Source organism: Micromonospora costi (assembly GCF_003626655.1).
GTDB classification, from domain to species: Bacteria; Actinomycetota; Actinomycetes; order Mycobacteriales; family Micromonosporaceae; genus Micromonospora; species Micromonospora costi.
The window spans coordinates 247,041-264,811 of record NZ_RBAN01000007.1 but is presented as its reverse complement, the minus strand read 5'-3'; the positions used below and the strand labels follow the sequence as shown (position 1 = coordinate 264,811).

Annotated in this window: 14 protein-coding genes; 9 read left to right on the top strand and 5 right to left on the bottom strand. The window is 72.3% G+C overall.

Annotated elements, in window-relative coordinates; genetic code table 11:
• Positions 1-593 precede the first annotated feature (593 nt).
• Positions 594-857, bottom strand: a complete 264-nt coding sequence (locus D7193_RS30030) for an SCO4848 family membrane protein (RefSeq protein WP_120783008.1) — start codon at positions 855-857, stop codon at positions 594-596.
• 650 nt (positions 858-1,507) lie between these two features.
• Here D7193_RS30030 and D7193_RS30025 point away from each other — a divergent pair.
• From D7193_RS30025 to D7193_RS30000, 6 genes are all read left to right on the top strand, one after another.
• Positions 1,508-1,954, top strand: a complete 447-nt coding sequence (locus tag D7193_RS30025) for a PRC-barrel domain containing protein (RefSeq protein ID WP_120783007.1) — start codon at positions 1,508-1,510, stop codon at positions 1,952-1,954.
• A gap of 32 nt (positions 1,955-1,986) precedes the next feature.
• Positions 1,987-2,160, top strand: a complete 174-nt coding sequence (locus D7193_RS33590) for a hypothetical protein (protein WP_158674887.1) — start codon at positions 1,987-1,989, stop codon at positions 2,158-2,160.
• Positions 2,161-2,283: 123 nt separating this feature from the next.
• Positions 2,284-3,342 carry a tryptophan--tRNA ligase gene (trpS, locus tag D7193_RS30015; RefSeq protein WP_120783005.1) on the top strand — a complete coding sequence of 353 codons (1,059 nt, stop codon included), beginning with the start codon at positions 2,284-2,286 and terminating at the stop codon, positions 3,340-3,342.
• Between the two features lie 123 nt (positions 3,343-3,465).
• Positions 3,466-3,987: a hypothetical protein gene (locus tag D7193_RS34415; RefSeq protein WP_241563624.1), complete on the top strand. Its 522-nt coding sequence runs from the start codon at positions 3,466-3,468 to the stop codon at positions 3,985-3,987.
• Positions 3,984-4,376, top strand: a complete 393-nt coding sequence (locus tag D7193_RS30005) for a hypothetical protein (protein WP_120783004.1) — start codon at positions 3,984-3,986, stop codon at positions 4,374-4,376. The genes D7193_RS34415 and D7193_RS30005 overlap by 4 nt, the downstream gene beginning before the upstream one ends.
• 180 nt (positions 4,377-4,556) lie before the next feature.
• Entirely contained in the window at positions 4,557-5,567 is a 1,011-nt protein-coding gene (locus tag D7193_RS30000; protein WP_120783003.1) for a DUF1996 domain-containing protein, read from the top strand.
• A 5-nt stretch (positions 5,568-5,572) separates the two neighbouring features.
• Here the strand turns inward: D7193_RS30000 and D7193_RS29995 are convergent, their stop codons facing one another.
• Both D7193_RS29995 and D7193_RS29990 read right to left on the bottom strand, forming a co-directional pair.
• Positions 5,573-6,022, bottom strand: coding sequence for a DUF4333 domain-containing protein (locus tag D7193_RS29995; protein ID WP_120783002.1), 450 nt, complete (start codon positions 6,020-6,022; stop codon positions 5,573-5,575).
• 17 nt (positions 6,023-6,039) lie between these two features.
• On the bottom strand, positions 6,040-6,741 hold the full coding sequence (locus D7193_RS29990) for a hypothetical protein (protein WP_120783001.1): 702 nt from the start codon (positions 6,739-6,741) through the stop codon (positions 6,040-6,042).
• A gap of 231 nt (positions 6,742-6,972) precedes the next feature.
• On the opposite strand from D7193_RS29990, the gene D7193_RS33585 reads away from it, so the two are divergent.
• Both D7193_RS33585 and D7193_RS29980 read left to right on the top strand, forming a co-directional pair.
• A complete protein-coding gene (locus D7193_RS33585) occupies positions 6,973-7,269 on the top strand; it encodes a WXG100 family type VII secretion target (protein WP_158674886.1) in 297 nt (98 codons plus the stop codon).
• 89 nt (positions 7,270-7,358) lie between these two features.
• A complete protein-coding gene (locus D7193_RS29980; RefSeq protein ID WP_120783000.1) occupies positions 7,359-11,753 on the top strand; it encodes an FtsK/SpoIIIE domain-containing protein in 4,395 nt (1,464 codons plus the stop codon).
• Between the two features lie 95 nt (positions 11,754-11,848).
• Here D7193_RS29980 and D7193_RS29975 read toward each other — a convergent pair whose 3' ends face one another.
• Entirely contained in the window at positions 11,849-12,526 is a 678-nt protein-coding gene (locus tag D7193_RS29975; RefSeq protein WP_120782999.1) for a hypothetical protein, read from the bottom strand.
• The gene (locus D7193_RS29970) at positions 12,523-12,828 is read right to left on the bottom strand and encodes a hypothetical protein (RefSeq protein ID WP_120782998.1); all 306 of its coding nucleotides are present in this window, start codon (positions 12,826-12,828) and stop codon (positions 12,523-12,525) included. Before D7193_RS29970 ends, D7193_RS29975 begins: the two co-directional genes overlap by 4 nt.
• 205 nt (positions 12,829-13,033) lie before the next feature.
• Between D7193_RS29970 and D7193_RS29965 the strand changes: the two genes are divergently transcribed.
• Entirely contained in the window at positions 13,034-17,743 is a 4,710-nt protein-coding gene (locus D7193_RS29965; RefSeq protein ID WP_120782997.1) for a DUF6531 domain-containing protein, read from the top strand.
• The last annotated feature ends 28 nt before the right edge of the window (positions 17,744-17,771 follow it).

Below are 17,771 nucleotides of genomic sequence, written 5' to 3'. Positions count from 1 at the left end.
ACCCTGTTGAGTTCTCAAAGAACAACCACACACCATCCGGAAACCCCCCACCAGGAGGACCCCCGTCCGGGGCATTTCGTCCAACCACACCCGCCGCTCTCGCGCCGGGCACTTTTACTACGTTACCTCACCGTCTCCGCCGTGTCAAACCGGTCTGTCCCGGTCTGTCGTGCTTCGTACGGGTAGGCGCCGTCGAACACGCGCAGCGGCAAGCCACTGTGCTTGGTCGTCGGATTCAGCAGGCCGGCCGTCGCGGTCTCCCGCGATCTCGCCCGGTGCCCTGCCGGTCGTCCACCTTACCCGGTCGGTTCCGCCTCACCAAATCCGCCTCGCGGCGGATCCGGGGCACCACCCGGGTTCGGGGCCGTAGAGGTTTGAACCCCTCCGGTCCCGGTGCCATTCCCGGTCCGGAGCCTCCGGGGTTTCGTCCCGTTTGCCCCGTTCCGCGCTGGCAGAGAGAAAGTTACGCGTCCGCGGTCATGATCGTCAAATCGGGGGGCGGCGTCCCGCGTCACATCATCCTCGGCGGACTATCTCCGCTGGTCAGGCGGCCGGGCACCGACTCGGAGCACCACGACGGCCACGCCGGTGGGTCAGGCAGGCGGGACGGCGCGCCGGCGCCGCGCCGCGAGCAACCCCCGGACGCCGAGCACGCCGACCGCACTGCCGAGCGTCAGCGACCCGACGATGAGGAACGCGTGGATCCACAGGAAGCCGGTGGGCGCGCTGGCTCCGGAGACACCGCCGGACCAGGACGCCGGGTCGTCCCAGATGGCGACCGCGAACCTCGGCCAGATCACCCAGGACCAGATGCCCACTCCGGCGAGAAGGAGGGACCAGCCACGTGACAGCACCATGGGAGCCCAGTATGCCAGCGCGCACGCCCGGCGCCCCCCGCTCGACCGGGTGACCGGAACGGCCCCCACCGAAGGACGAGACATGTCAGAAGCAGGTCCCCACGCCACCGACGCGGGTTCGCCCGCTGGTGGTGGATTCGCGCCGCCGGGGTCCGCCAGGTACCCGCCCCAGATCGCACAGCCGCCACGGACGTACGCCCGGCTCGGCCCGGTCGCACGGAGCCGGAGCCCGTCGTCGAGCTCGGCGGGCAGGTGCTCGGCGGCCAGGCAGACCTGCGTACGGGTCGGCGTCCCCGAGGGGTCCCACCAGCACCACGGTCAGCGCGAGCACGATCCCGAGTCGCCGAATGGCGCGGTACATCTGCGTCCCCCTCTGTTCTCGTGGCCGGTGTGAATGCGGGACCAGAATGGCGAGGACGATCACGGGGACGAATGTGGCGGCCGGGCACGCCGCCCTCCCGAGGGATGTGCGGTCGGGCGGTCATCACGTCGCTGACCTGCGGCGACCTGCCGGGAACCACCGGCACGAGGACGCTATGACGTATTTCTCGCCGGGTCGTCGGCGTGAACTCGCAATTGCGGATCCGTTTCCCCGAGGAGCCCGGCGGGCACTGATGAACCGGTCAGTGACAACGACCGGAGGTGCGCACATGTCATCCCCATCCTTCGATCCCTGGGTCTGGCGGGACCCGTCCGCACTCGCCGGCGGCTACTCCGGCGCCAGCCCCGACGCCGGACCTCCCGCCGCCCCGGACGGCGACGGCGGGCCGGACGCGCCGGGGCCCGGGACTCCCATCGACCTGACGGGTTACCGGGTGGCGGCCGTCGACGGACGGATCGGCGCCGTCGACAGGGCGAGCGACGAGGCGGACCCCCGCTACCTGGTCGTGGACACCGGGCCCTGGATCCTCGGTCGAACGGTGCTGTTGCCGGTCGGCACCATCGAGCGCGTGGACCACCTGGCCCGGACGGTGCACGTCGACCGCACACGGCAGCAGGTGAAGGATTCCCCGGCGTTCGACCCGGAGGAGTACACGCGGCCGGACTACCGCGACCGGGTGGGCGGCTACTACGCGGAGAGCTACCGGCGGGGCTGACCGGCCGGGGCGGCGGCGTTAAGGTGATGTTCATGGCCCGGCCGAGCACCTGCACGCCGGAGACCGTCGTGGCGATGGACGGTCTCCCGCTCGGCGTACCTTTCGGCCCGGCCGACCGCGGCGACGGCCGCGAGCAGATCATCGACGTCCTTCGTGCCGGCGGCCTGCGGTTCCGCGACGGCGCGCGATGGCGGTCGGCTCACTGAGCCTTTCCCGCTGATGGCGGGCGGGCTCACTGGGCCCATTCCCACGAGAGGCGGGGTCGACCCGGCCCCGCCGTGCGCGCTCGCGCAGACCCGCCGTCATTCACGCACGAAAGGCGTACCGCCATGTCCGTCGAACGGATGCTCACGGGAGACCGCCCGACCGGGAAGCTGCACCTCGGCCACTACGTCGGCAGCATCGCCAACCGGGTGCGACTCCACCAGCGCTACGAAAGCTTCTTCATCATCGCCGACCTGCACATGCTGACCACGAGGAACACCCGGGAGGACATCGAGCGGGTGGCCGGCAACGCCCGCGACATGGTCACCGACGTCCTCGCGGCGGGCGTCGACCCGGCGCGCGCGACGTTCTACCTCCAGTCCGCGATCCCCGAGGTCGGGGACCTGAACACGCTCCTGCAGAACCTGGTGACCGTGCCCCGGCTGGAGCGGGTGCCGTCGCTCAAGGACATGGCCCGGGACTCCGGCAAGGAGGAGATGCCGTACGGGCTGCTCGGCTATCCGGTGCTCCAGGCCGCCGACATCCTCTGCGTGAAGGGGCAGGTGGTTCCGGTCGGCAAGGACAACGCCGCCCATGTGGAGGTGACCCGGGAGATCGCCCGCCGGTTCAACAACCTCTACGGGCCGGTCTTCCCGGTGCCGGAGCTGGTCGCGGCCGACACGCCGTCCCTGGTGGGCACGGACGGGGCGGCCAAGATGAGCAAGAGCCGGGGCAACACCATCCTGCTCTCGGACGACGCGGCCAGCGTGCGGAGGAAGGTCATGGGCATGTACACCGACCCGAACCGGGTGCGGGCGGACGTGCCCGGAACCGTCGAGGGGAATCCCGTGTTCGCGTACCACGACGTGTTCAACCCCGACCGGGCCCGGGTGGACGAGCTGAAGGAGCGCTACCGCGCCGGTCGGGTGGGTGACGTCGAGGTCAAGGAGGCGTTGGTGGAGGCGTTGAACCGGTTCCTGGACCCGATCCGCGAACGCCGGGCCCGGATCGTCGCCGACCGCGGCCTCGTCGACCAGTTGATCGTCGAGGGCACCGAGCGGACGCGCCGCGAGGTGCGGCAGACGGTGACGGAGGTACGCCGGGCCATGGGTCTGACCGGCGCGTACACCCAGGTGCGCCGGCGGGCCGAGCGGGCCCGGAAGGCCGCCACTAGCTCCGCGTGAGGCCACCCGCGGCAGGGACGGACCGTCGAGCGCCCTGCGCCGCAGCCGTCGGAGATCGTCGTGGAATGCCACCTGAGCTGCGGAAATACGACTGGCTCGCGAGTGGACGACCACTCCCGGCCGGTGGTAGGACTGGAGCAACGGCCCGTCAACGGCGCCGCGTCGTACCGCTCGGCGCCGCCTGAGGGGGTCACCGTGCCGCTCACCCGCATCCGCTCGCGGCATCAGCCGTTCGAGGTCGCAACCCTGCTGAGCGCACCGGTCTGCGGGGTGCTCCTGATCCTCTTCGACGTCCGACCAGCGTCGGTCACCATGACGATGCCGCCTCCGATCCAGGCCGGCTGGGAACTCGGTCTGATCGTCGGCGGGTTGATGGGGCTGGCCGGGATTTTCTGGCCCGGCCGGCTCTCGACGGGACTCGGCGTCGAGCTGGCGTCGCTGCTGATGCTCGGGGCAATCGCCGCCATGTACGGCCTGGCGCTCGTCGCGGTCTCCGGCCGGCAGGGCGTCGCCGCGGTGGCGTTCATCTTCGCGGTCTCGGCCGGCTCGCTCTGGCGGTCCGGCCAGATCGTCCTCGACCTCCGTCGCCTGGCGCTGGCCGGTCAGAGCGTCGCCACCCCGCTGCCCGAAGGGGAGTCCGCATGAGCAACACCCCGCCGCCGGCCGCTCCGCACTGGGTCCAGGCCCTGCTCTCCGGGCTCGGTGTGCTGGGCAGCGCCGGCGGTCTGGCCGCCGTCGTCGCCGTGATCATCCAGCGCGGCAAGTTCAAGGCCGACGCCGCCGACACGCTGACCGACGCCGCCCTCACCCTGGTCCAGCCGTTGCGGACCCGCGTGTGCGAGCTCGAACGCGAGGCTCTGGCGGCGCGCGAGGAACTCGCCACGATGCGCCAGGAGGTGCACCAGTTGCAGGCCGCCGTCCGTACGCTACGCCGGACGCTGGAGCAGTGGCGTGCGGCGATCATGGCGCCGGACGCTACGCTGCGCCGGGTCCGGACGACGGTGGCGGAGTCCGGCGAGCCGAACGACCTGTGACGGCACGGCCGCTCGGGCATCCGAGCCCGCAACGTGGGACGGCACCCGGTCGCCGGCTGTTGATCCGCATCACATCGGCCCGGTCAGGTCCCCGCGTGAAGACTGTTTGCCCTGGTCCTGGGCCTGACAGGCCCAGCCCACCAGGAGAGGCGGGCGCGCGCGCCGCCTAACCTTCGGGCCATGAGCGAGTGCGCGATGGCGCGACGGCGGGGGGCCGCCGTCATGCTGGCGTTGGAGCTGCTGTTGCTGACCGTCGGCGTCGGCGTGGCGCGGGGAACCGACGGCGTCGGCGAGGAGAGTGCCGGGCGCACCCCGGTCGCCAGCCTTCTCGGTCCGGACTTCGTCGACATCGGTTCCGTACGGTCCGGCTCCGACACGACGGCGCCGTCCGGCGCGAGAGTCGGCAGCTACACCTGGGACTGCGGTCGCAACGACGACGGCCACCGCAACACCGCGAACGTCGTGACGGCGCCCGGCTACCCGGGGCAGGCACACCACGTGCACGACTACGTCGGGAACGTCTCCACCGATGTCGGGTCGACACCCGAGCGCCTCGCCTCGGCCGCCACGACCTGCCGCAACGGCGACCGGTCCACCTACTACTGGCCCGTGCTGCGGACCGTGCCGGCGGCGGCGGGCGGTGCCGGTCACGACGGGCACGAGGGTGAGATCCAGGTGCCCGCCGCCGTGACGCTCACGTTCACGGGCAACCCGAGCGGGAACGTGGTGGCGATGCCGGCACGGCTCGACGGCACGGTGGGCGACGCCGTGGCCGTCACGAACGGCGGGACGCACGCGGCGGCGACGTGGACGTGTTCCAGCACGCCCGACCGGCGTACCACCGCGTACCCCGTCTGCCCCGCCGGTGACCGGGTGCTGCGCGTCTTCGACTTCCCCAGCTGCTGGGACGGCCGGCGGCTGGACAGCGAGACCCACCGTGCGCACCTGGTCTTCCCCGCCCGGGACGGCTCCTGCCCGCACGGCACGTTCCCGGTGCCCCGGCTGCGGCTGACGCTCGCGTACGACCTGCCGCCGGGGGTCCGGTTCCGGATCGACGCTTTCGACGGCCAGCGCAACAGCCCGCTGACCGATCACGCGTTCTTCCTCAACCTCATGCCGGAGCCGGTCATGGCGAGGGTGGTGGCGTGCCTCAACGCCGGCCAGACCTGCCAAGACTCCGGGCGGAGGTAGCCGGGTCACTGCGGGCGGCCGACCTCGAACCGACCGTCGGCGGACGTGACCGTCACGGTGACCGTCCGCGGCTGGCCGGCGACCTGCGCGGAGCAGGAGAAGCGGCTGCCCACGGTGACCGGTGGGGTGACCGGGCAGGCGACCACGTCCGCGTCGAGCTGGTAGTCCTCGCGCAGCACGGTCAGCACACCGCGTTGCAGCGCCGCCGTGTCGAAGACCTTCCGGTTCAGGAAGCCGGGCCAGACCAGGCCGAGCACGGCCACCGCCGCGACCGCCACCACGACCGGGCCGGCGATCAGCGCGACGAGCCTCGGGGAGACGGTCCGTCGGCGCTCCCGGCCGGCCTGCGAGGGAGCGACGGGGCCCCACTGGGGTGGGGGAGCGGGCGTCCAGCGGGGCGGCGGTGGCGTCCCACCGGTGCTGCCGGATCCGGAGCTTCCGTACGCGTCGGTCATCGTCGTCTCCTCGCGGCTCAACGGGCGGCGGCGGTGGTGGGCACGGAGATCACCTCGGGGAGCGGTCGCGTCCTGCCCCCGGTCGGGCTGATCGCGAACCAGGTGCCGCCGACGCCCTGACCGTTGATGTCACCGGGTTTGGTGTCCTTCGCGAAGCGGTAGACCGGCCAGCCCCCGATCGTCACCTGACAGGTTCCGTCGGCCCGTTCCACATAGCCGATCAGCTTCGGGTTGATCCCGCTCGGGTAGATCTGGCCGGGCGACCTGATCAGCAGCGGCGGCCAGGTCCTGGTGCAGTCCCCGTTGCAGGAGGACTTCGACGGCTTGGCGGTGTCCTTGTCGAACCGGTAGAGCGTCATGCCCTTGCCGTCCGCGACGTACGTGCCGATGTCGCCGGAGGCGGTGCCGTTCAGCTGCACGACCGTGCTGCCGCGCCCGGTGTCCGGAGCGGGGGAGAGCGGGACGGTGGCGGGTCCGCTGTAGATCTGCACGCGCCGCTGGGTCTTCGCCACCGTCGGCGACGGCAACGGCGTCGCGGGTGCGTCGATCACCTCCGGGGTCCGCTCGGGGGAGGCGGCGACGGTGGCGGCCGGACTGGGCTGGCCGCCCGCCGGCGTGGCGGGCGCGGCCGTGCCGGCCGCCTCGTCGCCGCACGCGGCCAGAGCCGCCAGGCTGGTCAGTGCGATCGCGGTACGCGCGATCCGGCCCCTCGGCAACATCGGTGCTCCTCGTGGTCGGTGGGGACCGTGCCGTTCGCCCGGTCCGGCACCCACACGCGGCCGGCGGGCAACCGGTTCACCCGGCTGGCGGCGGCTCGCCGTCACCGCGCCACAAAATCCGCTGAACCGTTCCGCGGCGGGATCCGTGTGGGTGGCGGCAACGGCGGAAGGCGGTCCACGAAGGACCTCCTCACCAGCCGGAAGGACCCCGAGACACGAGGGAGCGGGAACGTGGCTACCTACCACATCGTCAGCGAGGACATCCAGGAGTCGGCGAGCTGGCTGAAGCAGAACATGCAGACGCTGCTGGACGGGATGACCCAGGCCAAGAGCAAGATCGACACCCTGATCCAGGGTGGCTACAACACCCCGGGCGCCCAGCAGCAGTTCGGCCCGTACTTCGAGGAGTACAAGGGCAGCGTGGACCAGACCCTGCACGGCATGGAGGGCATCAGCCAGTACCTCACGCAGGTCAGCGACGCCTTCTCCGACACCGACACCCAGACCGCCAGCAGCCTCGGCCGCTGACGACGGACGGCCCCGGGGCCGCGTGGTGACCAGATCACCACGCGGCCCCGACCGTTTCCTCCGACGGACCATCCGACCAGGAGAAACCCGTGCGCCTGTTGCTCACCGTTGCGGATCCGTCCACCGCCGCCACCGACTACCAGGTGGAGGCCGACCCCGACACCACCGTGGGGGAACTCGCCGAGGCGCTGGCGGCCCGCCGCCCGCGGTCCGGTGCGACCCCGCCGACGGTCTTCGTCGCCGGGGCGCCGCTCGACCCGCGGCTCACCCTCGCCGAGGCGCCGCTGCGCCAGGGCACGGTGCTCGGCCTGGACCGGCCCGTGCCCGAGGCGCCCGCGCAACCGCCGGGGCTGCTGGAGGTACGCGTGGTCAGCGGCACCGGAGCCGGCGGTGTCCACCAACTCGACATCGGTGAGCACACGATCGGCGCCGCCAGCACGAGCCGCGTCCGACTCGCCGATCCCTCGCTCGCCGCCGTGGCGGCGCGGCTACGGGTCACCCCGGACGGCGAGTGCCGGGTGCACCCGGCCCAGCCCGGACTGCTGCTCGACCGCGTGGAACTCGACGGCGAGCAGCCGTGGCCGCTCGGCGGGCAACTCGCCGTCGGCTCGTCCCTGCTGGAGCTGCACCGCCCCGTCCGGGCGGAAGCCGCCCTCCAGATCTCCGAGGACCGGACCGGCCTGGACTACAACCGGCCACCGCGCCTGCTCCCCGCCGCCCGGACCACGCAGTTCACCCTTCCCGGGCCACCGGCGCCGCCCGAGCGGCGGCCGCTCACGCTGATCACCGTGCTGGCGCCGCTGGTGATCTCCGTGGCCGCGTACCTGGTCACGCGGAGCCCGCTCACCCTGCTCTTCGCCGTGCTGTCACCGCTCGCGCTGATCGCCAGCCAGGTCGGGGCGCGACGGCAGGGCCGCGCCACGTACCGATCCCGCCTCGCCGAGTACGAGGTGAAAAAGAAGCGGATCACGGCCGAGGCCCAGGAGGCGCTGGTCGCCGAGCGGCTGGCCCGGCGGCACAACTTCCCCGACCCGGCGTCGGTGGTGCTGATCGCCGTCGGGCCGCAGCGGAGGCTGTGGGAGCGGCGGCGCACCGACCCCGACTTCCTCGATCTGCGCGCCGGCAGCGCCGACCTTCCGTCCGACGTGGTGCTGCGGGACCCGAGCCAGGACGAGCACCGGCGGGAGGTCCGGTGGAGCGCGCTCGACGTGCCGGCGACCGTTCCCGTACGCAAGCACGGCGTCGTCGGCGTCGCCGGAGGCGAGACCGCGCGCACCACCGCCCGCTGGCTGGTCGCCCAGGCGGCCACCCTGCACAGCCCGGAGGACCTGCAGATCTACCTGCTCGCCGGTGCGGGCGACGAGGACGGCTGGTCGTGGACCGGCTGGCTGCCGCACACGGGGCCACGTGACGGCCAGGACACCCTCGCCACCGTCGGCGCGGACACCCAGACGCTGGCCCGCCGGGTCGCCGAGCTGGTCGCCGTCATCTCGGCCCGCTCCGCCGAGCGGGCCGACGGCGCGTTCCGCGACGTCCTCGTGGTGCTCGACGGGGCCCGCAAGCTGCGTTCCCTGCCGGGCGTGACGCAGATCCTGCGCGAGGGACCGTCCGTCGGTGTGTACGCGATCTGCGTCGACGCCGAGGAGAAACTGCTGCCGGAGGAGTGCCAGGCGGTCATCTCCGAACAGGCCGACGGGACGCTGCTGGTCACCCGCACGCTCGCCGACCCGGTCGCCGGCGTCCACCCGGACCTGGTCACGCTGGACCACCTGCGTACGGTGGCTCGCGCGCTGGCGCCGTTGCGGGACACGGGGGGTTCCGACGACGGCGGCGCGCTGCCCGACGCGAGCCGCCTGCTCGACGTGCTCGGCATGGAGCCGCCGGAGCCGGACGCCGTGGCGGCGCGGTGGACCATCGGGGGCCGGACCACGGAGGCCGTGCTCGGCGTCTCCCTGGACGGGCCGTTCGCCCTCGACCTCAAACGCGACGGGCCCCACGCCCTGGTCGCCGGCACCACCGGCTCGGGAAAGTCGGAGCTGCTGCAGACGCTGGTCGCGTCGCTCGCCGTCGCCAACCGGCCCGACGCCATGACCTTCGTGCTGGTGGACTACAAGGGCGGCAGCGCGTTCAAGGACTGCGTCCTGCTGCCGCACACCGTCGGCATGGTCACCGACCTGGACACCCACCTGGTGAGCCGGGCGCTGACCTCGCTCACCGCCGAGTTGCGCCGGCGGGAGCACATCCTGGCCGAGGCGGGCGCGAAGGACATCGACGACTACGTCGACCTGCTGCGGCGGGAGCCGACCCGGACCCCGATGCCGCGGCTGCTGATCGTGATCGACGAGTTCGCCTCGATGATCCGCGACCTGCCCGACTTCGTGACCGGTCTGGTCAACATCGCGCAGCGGGGACGGTCGCTCGGCATCCACCTGGTGCTGGCGACCCAGCGTCCCGGCGGCGTGGTGTCGCCGGAGATCCGGGCCAACACCAACCTGCGGATCGCGCTGCGGGTGACCGACAGCAGCGAGAGCCAGGACGTACTGAACGCCCCGGACGCGGCCTCGATCTCGAAGTCGACGCCGGGCCGGGCGTACGTACGCCTCGCGCAGTCGTCGCTGGTGCCGTTCCAGGCCGGTCGGGTCGGCGGGTTCCGCCCGGGCGTCCGGACGGCCACGCGCCGGCCTCCGTGGCTGGCGCCGCTGTCCTGGCCCGACCTCGGCCGGTCGGCGCCGGCCCGACCCGGCGTCGACGCCGAACCGTCCGCGGAGGTGACCGACCTCGCCGTCCTGGTGGAGGCGATCCGGGGCGCCAACGACCAGCTCGCCATCCCGCCGCAGCACAGCCCGTGGCTTCCGGCGCTGCCGCACGCGTTGACCGTGGACGCGCTGCCCGCCGCCCGGGGCAGCGGGTACCACCTGCCCGCCGTCGCGTACGGGCTGCTCGACCTGCCGGCGCAGCAGGAGCAGGTGCTGCTGGAGCTGGACCTGGGGACGCTGGGGCACCTGCACGTCATCGGTTCGTCGCGCAGCGGCCGGTCGCAGACGTTGCGGACGATCGCGGGCGCGGTGGCGCGGACGCATTCCGCGGCCGACGTCCACCTGTACGGCATCGACTGCGGCAACGGGGCGCTGCTGGCGCTCAACGAGCTGCCGCACTGCGGCGCCGTCGTGCAGCGTACGGAGGCGGAGCGGCTCGGGCGCCTGCTGAACCGGCTCGTCGCCGAGGTGGGACGGCGGCAGCAACTGCTCGCCTCGACCGGCTCGGCGAGCCTCGTGGAGTACCGGGCCGGCGCGGCCGAGGGCGAGCGCCCGCCGCACATCCTGGTGCTCCTCGACCGGTTCGAGGTCTTCGACAAGACCTTCGCCGACTACGACAACGGGACCGTGATGGCCGCGCTTCTCACGCTGCTGCGCGAGGGTTCCGGGGCCGGCATCCACGTGGTGCTGGCCGGCGATCGGGCCATGTTCTCCACCCGGATCTCGTCCACCACGGACGACAAGCTGGTGCTCCGGCTCACCGAGCGCAGCGACTACAGCATGGCCGGGATCAACCACCGGCAGCTGCCCGAGGAGATCGAGTCGGGCCGGGCCATCCGGGCCGCCGACAGCGCGGAGGCGCAGATCGCCCTCCTGACCGAGGACAGCTCCGGTCAGGGGCAGGCGCGGGCGCTCGCGGAGATCGGCGCGGCGGCCCGGTTGCGGGACGAGGCTCTTCCCCACACCGCCCGGCCGTTCCGGATCGACGTCCTGCCCGAGGAGCTGACCCTCGCGGAGGCGCGCAGCCTGGCACGGCCGGCCCGTCCCCTGTGGACGCTGTTCGGCGTCGGCGGCGACGAGCTCACCGGGATCGGGCCCGACCTGTCCGAGATTCCCACCTTCGTACTGGGCGGGCCGCCTCGTTCCGGGCGGAGCACCGCGCTGCTGACGATGGTCGCGGGCCTGCTCGAGCGCGGGACGCCGGTGGTGATCGGCGCACCGCGCCGGTCGCCGCTGCGGGACCTGGCCGGTGTGCCCGGCGTGCTGGACGTGGTGGCGGGCGAGGACTTCACCTCGGCGCGGCTCGCGACGGCCCTCGACGGACGCGACGGCCCGGTCGTGGTCGTCCTGGACGACGCGGAGCAACTGCTCAAGTGCGACGCCGGCAGCGACTTCGGCGAGATCGCCCGGACCGGTGCGGAGACCGGCCGCGGCCTCGTCATGGCGGGCACCATCGACGGTCTCTCCGGCGGCTTCGGGGGCTGGCACGTCGACGCCCGGCGCAACCGGCAGGGCGCGCTGCTCAGCCCCCAGGGCCTCGGCGACGGTGAGCTCATCGGCGCCAAGCTCTCCCGCGGTCAACTGGCCGGCGGCCGGCCCGGCCGGGCGCTGGCCCACTTCGGCGACGGCAGGCTGCACCTCGTGCAGGTGCCCCGGACCGACGCCGCGGCGCTGCGGGCGGTGCTCGCCGACGCGCCTCCGCTCGACGTCGTGCCGAAGGGACAGTGAGAGCCGTCCCGCTCGCGCGGCCCTCGGCCCGCTGAGCAGCGGCGAAAACACTCAGGGGGGCACCTTCCGGTGCCCCCCTGACGTGCGTCGGCGACTCACCCCCCGGTCGCCGACTCCCCCACGGAAGCCTGGGGGGACGCGAGCGCCGAGGCTTCGTCCTCCCAGGTGAACGCCAGTGTCCCGGTGATCGTGGCGAACAGCTCGAACAGTTCCTCCGCCTCGGCGAGGTTCGGGCTCGACCCGGTCACCACGAGGACGTCCGGTGAGCCCGGCAGCGGCACGACCGTGTGCATCACGGCGCAGCGCATCGTCGCCCCGTCCTCGGTCACGTTCTGGATGCCGTGCACCCGGCCGACCGTGCCGATCCCGGGGATCTGGGCCGTACTCACCCGACGCCACGTCCCGTCCGCCCAGGTGGGCTGCCCGACGGCGGTGAGCGCCCCGATGATGTCGCCCGTCGCGGGCGGGGTGACCACCGAGACCAGCACCGTCGCGGTGAGCGGGCCGTCCTCGTACAGCTGGAAGACGCCGGCGGCGTGCACCGCGCCGGCGCGGCGGGCCGCACGCACCGACCGGCGCAGCCGCTCGGCGTACTGACCGGCCTGCTCCTCGGAGAAGCCGCCGTCCCGGGCGCGGGCCCACACCTCCTGCGCCATCCGGTTCTCGCTCGCCTCGTCCGCGACCGAGTAGTCCACCCAGTCCTCCGGCGTGCGCAGCACGAAGCCGGTCGGGGTCGGGGTCGACGCCGTCGCGCCGGTCACCGGGCTGGTCATTTGCTTCCCCCGTCGTCCGGGTTGGTGAGGGCGTTGACGGTCTGCTCGTCCGTCTCCCGGAACGCGTCGGCGACCGCCTTCGCGGCGTCGCGTACCCCTTCGAGGTCCTTCGCCACGACGTGGCGGCCGTCACCCCACCGCTTCTCGAAGTCGTGGGCAGCCTTCTGCAGGTCACGCTGGCCGAGCGTGTCGACCACATGACCCATGGACCTGATCGGTGCGCTGTCCATCAGGTCCTTGGTGCGCTGCAGCAGGTCGTGCACCCGCTCCAGCTCCGCACCGGGTACGTCGATCACGCTCATGCCGGCACCGCCGCGCCGAGCCTGCCGGTTCGCTCGCTCATCCCCGATTCCCTCCGGTGCCGTCACAGCAACTCCGCGCCGTACACGGACGGCGTGGCGTTGCGGTTCAGTGCTGAACCGATCTTCGGTCGCCTACGTGTGCGAGTCGGCTCCCGGCACCCAGCCCGGTTGCGGGGGGACCAGACGGCGACAGGGGAGGTTGGTCATGGCGCGTCCGGGTGACGCCGAGTGGTCGGTGTTGGAACTCGACTCCGACCCGGTACCGGGTGATCCGGAGTCCTTCGAGGAGATCACCCGCGCCTACCAGGAGTTGGCGAGGACCACGCAGGAGGCACACGACCTGCTCGCCGGCGGCGGCCAGATCGACGTCGGCCAGGGCAAGGCCATGGAGGCCTTCAAGGACCTCATCGGCAAGCTGCCGCCCCGGCTGGACACCATGGCCCACTCCTACGCCGCGGCCGCGGACGCCTACCTGCGCTACCTCCCGTCGCTGGAGGAGGCGCAGACGATGTCACTGCGGGCCCTGGACCAGGCCCGGCAGGCCTCCGGCGACCAGGGCGCAGCACAAGCGGCACTGTCGTCGGCGCAGGCCGCGCTCACCGCCCTCACCGGCGACACGGACGCCGCGAAGGCCGCGAAGGACAAGGCCGACGACGACGTCACCGCCGCCCAGAACCGGGCGGACGACGCCCGGCAGGCCCTCGACCAGGCCAAATCACTCCTCGGCCAGGCAACCGCCCTACGCGACCAGGCCGCCCACGCCGCCGCCGAAACGCTACGGCACCTCGCCAAGGACGCCCCCCAGCGCTCCCTCTGGGAAAAGATCGCCGAAGCGTTCCACGCCTTCATCGAGTTCCTCCGCAGCACCGTCATCGAATGGATCACCACGGTCCTCGACGTGCTCTCCGTCATCGCATCCTTCATCTTCCCCCCACTCGGCGAAGCCATCGGCCTGCTCTCCGGCGCCATCGACCTCGCCTCAGCCGTCCTCGGCGGAAACCCCGCCGAAATCGGACTCGCCGCCGGCGGCATGGCCCTCGGCCTCATCCCCGGCGGGCGGGCCGGCGCGCTGTTCATGAAGTTCGCCGCGAAGGGTGGCAAGGCCCTCGGCTTGGCCGGAGATGGCGTAAAGGGAGCCACCCGCGGACTCAACGGCGGCGGCGGCAAGACGATCGGGGGTGGACTGCCCGGCAAGGGCGCAGGCGCCAACCGCCCGCCCGTACCGAAGGACACCTCACTGTCGATCGACGTACGCAAGTGCGTCACGGACCCGGTCGACGTTGCCACCGGCGAGATGGTGCTCTCCCAGATCGACCTGGACCTGCCGGCCCCCATGCCGATGGTGCTCGAGCGAACCCACCTCTCCACCTACCGCGCCGGCGGCTGGTTCGGGCCGTCGTGGGCGTCAACTCTCGACCAGCGACTGGAATTCGACGCACAGGGCGTCTGCTACTTCGGCCCCGACGGCACGATCCTGGTCTATCCGCCGCTGCAGGCGGGCGACACAGTCCTTCCCGAGGAAGGGCCTCGCTGGCCGCTGACCGTCCACGCCGACGGCACGGCCGTCGTGACCGACCCACTGGCCGGCCGGAGCACTCTCTTCCTCCTCTCCGGTGCGGTCGGGCGGCTCGCGCTGGTCGCCGATCGGAAGGGCAACCGGCTGGAGGTCACCCGAGACGCGCAGCACGCCCCGGTCGCGCTGCGGCACGCGGACGGGCAGTGGATCGCGGTCACCACCTCGGACAACCGGATCACCGCCCTGCACCGGACGGAACCCGGCGGACGCCCCACCAGCCTGATCGCCGCGTACCGCTACGACGAGCAGGGCCGGCTCGTGGAGGTCGACAACGCGTCCGGCCAGCCGATGCGGTTCAGCTACGACGACGCCGGTCGAGTGGTCGGTTGGCAGGACCGCAACGGTGTGGAGTACCGGTACATGTACGACGCCGACGGCCGCTGCGTGCGTACCGAGGGCGCGGACGGCTTCCTCAACGGCACCCTCGTGTACGACCTCGACCAGCGCATCACCACGTACACCGACTCGCTCGGCCACGTCACCATCTACCGCTTCGACGAGGCGCACCACGTCGTCGCCGAGACCGATCCGCTGGGCAACACGACACGCTTCGAGTGGGGCCGGTACAACCAGTTGCTGTCGCGGACCGACCCGCTGGGCCGGACCACCCGCTACGAGTACGACGACGCCGGCGCGTTGCGACGGATGATCCGTCCGGACGGCACCGAGGCACGGGTCACGGCCGTCGGCGCTGCCGCCACGATCACCGTGCGGGCCGGGGAGCGGACGCTTACCCGCAGCTACCCCACCGCGCCGGACCCGGCCGCCGGGCCGGTCGGAGTGGCGGAGCCGTTCGACTACGACCGGCTGCGGGCGGACGACCCGGTCCGGGACACCGCGCTCGCGGGCAGCCAGGCCCACCGGATCGGCGCGCGCGGCCAGCTCGACCGGGTGCGCTACGACGACGAGGGCAACCCGGTCGAGCGGATCGACGCCGCGGGCCACGTGACCCGCACCGAGTACGGCCCGTTCGACCTGGTGCTGGCCACCGTGGACGCCGCCGGCGCCCGGACCGGCTACGAGTACGACGCCGAGCTGCGGCTGACCCGGGTCACCGATCCCCGCGGCCTGGAGTGGCGTTACACCTACGACCCGGCAGGCCGGCTGGTCGAGGAGGTCGACTTCAACGGCCGGGTACGGCGGTACGACTACGACGCGGCCGGTCAGCTGATCCGGTCGACGAACGGGCTGGGTGAGGCCACCGAGTACGAGCACGACCTGCTGGGCAACGTGGTCGAGCGCCGGACCGTGTCCGGCACCACCCGGTACCGCTACGACGCGGTCGGTCGGCTGGTGGCGGCCGAGAACGCCGATGCCGAGCTGGTGATCGAGCGCGACGAGGCCGGGCGCGTGGTGGCCCACACCACGAACGGCCGTACCCTCTCCTTCCGCTACGACGACCGCACCGGCGCTCGGCGCCGCCGCACCCCCAACGGGTCGGAGAGCGTCTGGGCGTACGACCCGTTCGGCAACCTCGATTCGTTGGTCACCGCGGGGCACACGCTCGGCTTCCGGCACGACGGGCAGGGCCGGGAGCTGCGGCGCAGCCTCGACGGCCGGGTGGTGCTCGAGCAGACGTTCGGCACCGACCGGCAGCTCGCCGCACAGGTGCTGCCCGGCCTGCGGCAGCGCCGGTTCGACTACCGGGCCGACGGTCTGCTCGCCGGCATCGACGAGGATGCCACGGGCCGGGTCGACTTCACCCTGGACGAGGCGGGCCGGGTGCTCGCCGTCCGGGGCGCGGGCCGGGTCGAGGACTACCGGTACGACGCGACCGGCAACCTGACGTCGGCCCGGGTGTCCGGCCTGCCGTTCGCCGGGGAGCTGCGCTACGACGGCAACCTGGTCACCGAGGCGGGCGGGGTCCGCTACCGGTACGACGCGCAGGGCCGGATGGTCAGCCGGACGCTCACCGACCCGGCCGGCGGGGACCGCACGTGGCACTTCGAATGGGACGCCCACGACCGGCTGGTCGGGGTGCGGACGCCGGACGGCGACCGCTGGCGCTACCGCTACGACCCGCTGGGTCGGCGGATCGCCAAGCAGCGGCTCGTCGGCGGCGACGACACGGCCCCGGTCGAGCAGGTGGACTTCGTCTGGGACGGGTCACTGCTGGTCGAGCAGGCACACACCGACGAGTACGGCCGCACCCGGGTGACCACCTGGGAGTACCACCCGGACGAGCAGCGCCCGGTGGCTCAGACTGTCCGGGACGAGCGGGACGAGGTCGGCGAGCGTTTCTACGCGATCGTCACCGACCTGGTCGGCACGCCCACCGACCTCGTCGACGCCGACGGCGAGCTGGCATGGCGCAACGACGCCAGCCTGTGGGGTGCGGTCCCCGGTGGCGACGCATCAGGCGTGATCCCGCTGCGGTTCCCAGGGCAGTACCTGGACGAAGAGACCGGTCTGCACTACAACGTGTACCGCTACTACGACCCGATCAGCGGCCGGTACGTCAGCCAGGACCCGCTCGGCCTCGCGCCGGCGCCGGATCCGGCGAGCTACGTACCCAACCCGTACGCGGCAGCCGATCCGCTCGGCCTGACCTGCACCGCCGGCTCGGCGAGCAAGACCCCGGGCTCTCCGGGCGGGGGCAACGACGCCCGGAGCCTGCCCGACACCGGGCCCGTGCCAGGACCGAGCAACGCCAATCCGTTCGCCCAGGTGCGACCGCAGCCGGTGGCGAACCCGCCGAAGCCCGGAATCCTGTTCCACGGCTCCGAGGTCGGACCGAAGGACGTCAAGGACGGCCGCGTAATAGGCATCTTCGAGACCGGGTTGAAGTCCGACGCAACCCGGAACGGTAAGACACCACATTTCAACCTGCCGGACCACATGCACAATTCGCGCGGCAGTGGTTTCGTTTCCACCACCGGCAACCCGAATGTCGCCCTGCAATTCGTTCGCCCTAGCCTCACGGACAACGGTTACAAGGTCCTCCGGCCGGGGCCGAAGCCGACGGGGTTCTTCGGTGGCGCTCCCAAGCAGTACGAGAAGCACGAGGGCTGGATATACGCGATCGACACCAGGGACGTGCCGATGGTCCACGCGCCCACACAGATGGAGGCCCCGGCCACGAAGGATGCCTTCGAGAAAACGCCACTGGGGGACAAGAAGTACCAGGACGAATGGGCCGCCATCGGGGACATCCCACCGGAGAAGATCATCGGCGCGTACCGCGTCGACCACCACTACAACGCGACCGGTGTGATGAAGGACGGCTTTGCCAACGTTCGAATCGACCACCACCCCGATGAGGGTTTCCAGATGAACGTGCGGGAAGACAACGGCCGCTATGTCGACCCGGACAAGATTAAGGCCGGCGCAGCAAGTTAGTGGCGGGCACCAGTGGTCAGTGAGCAGG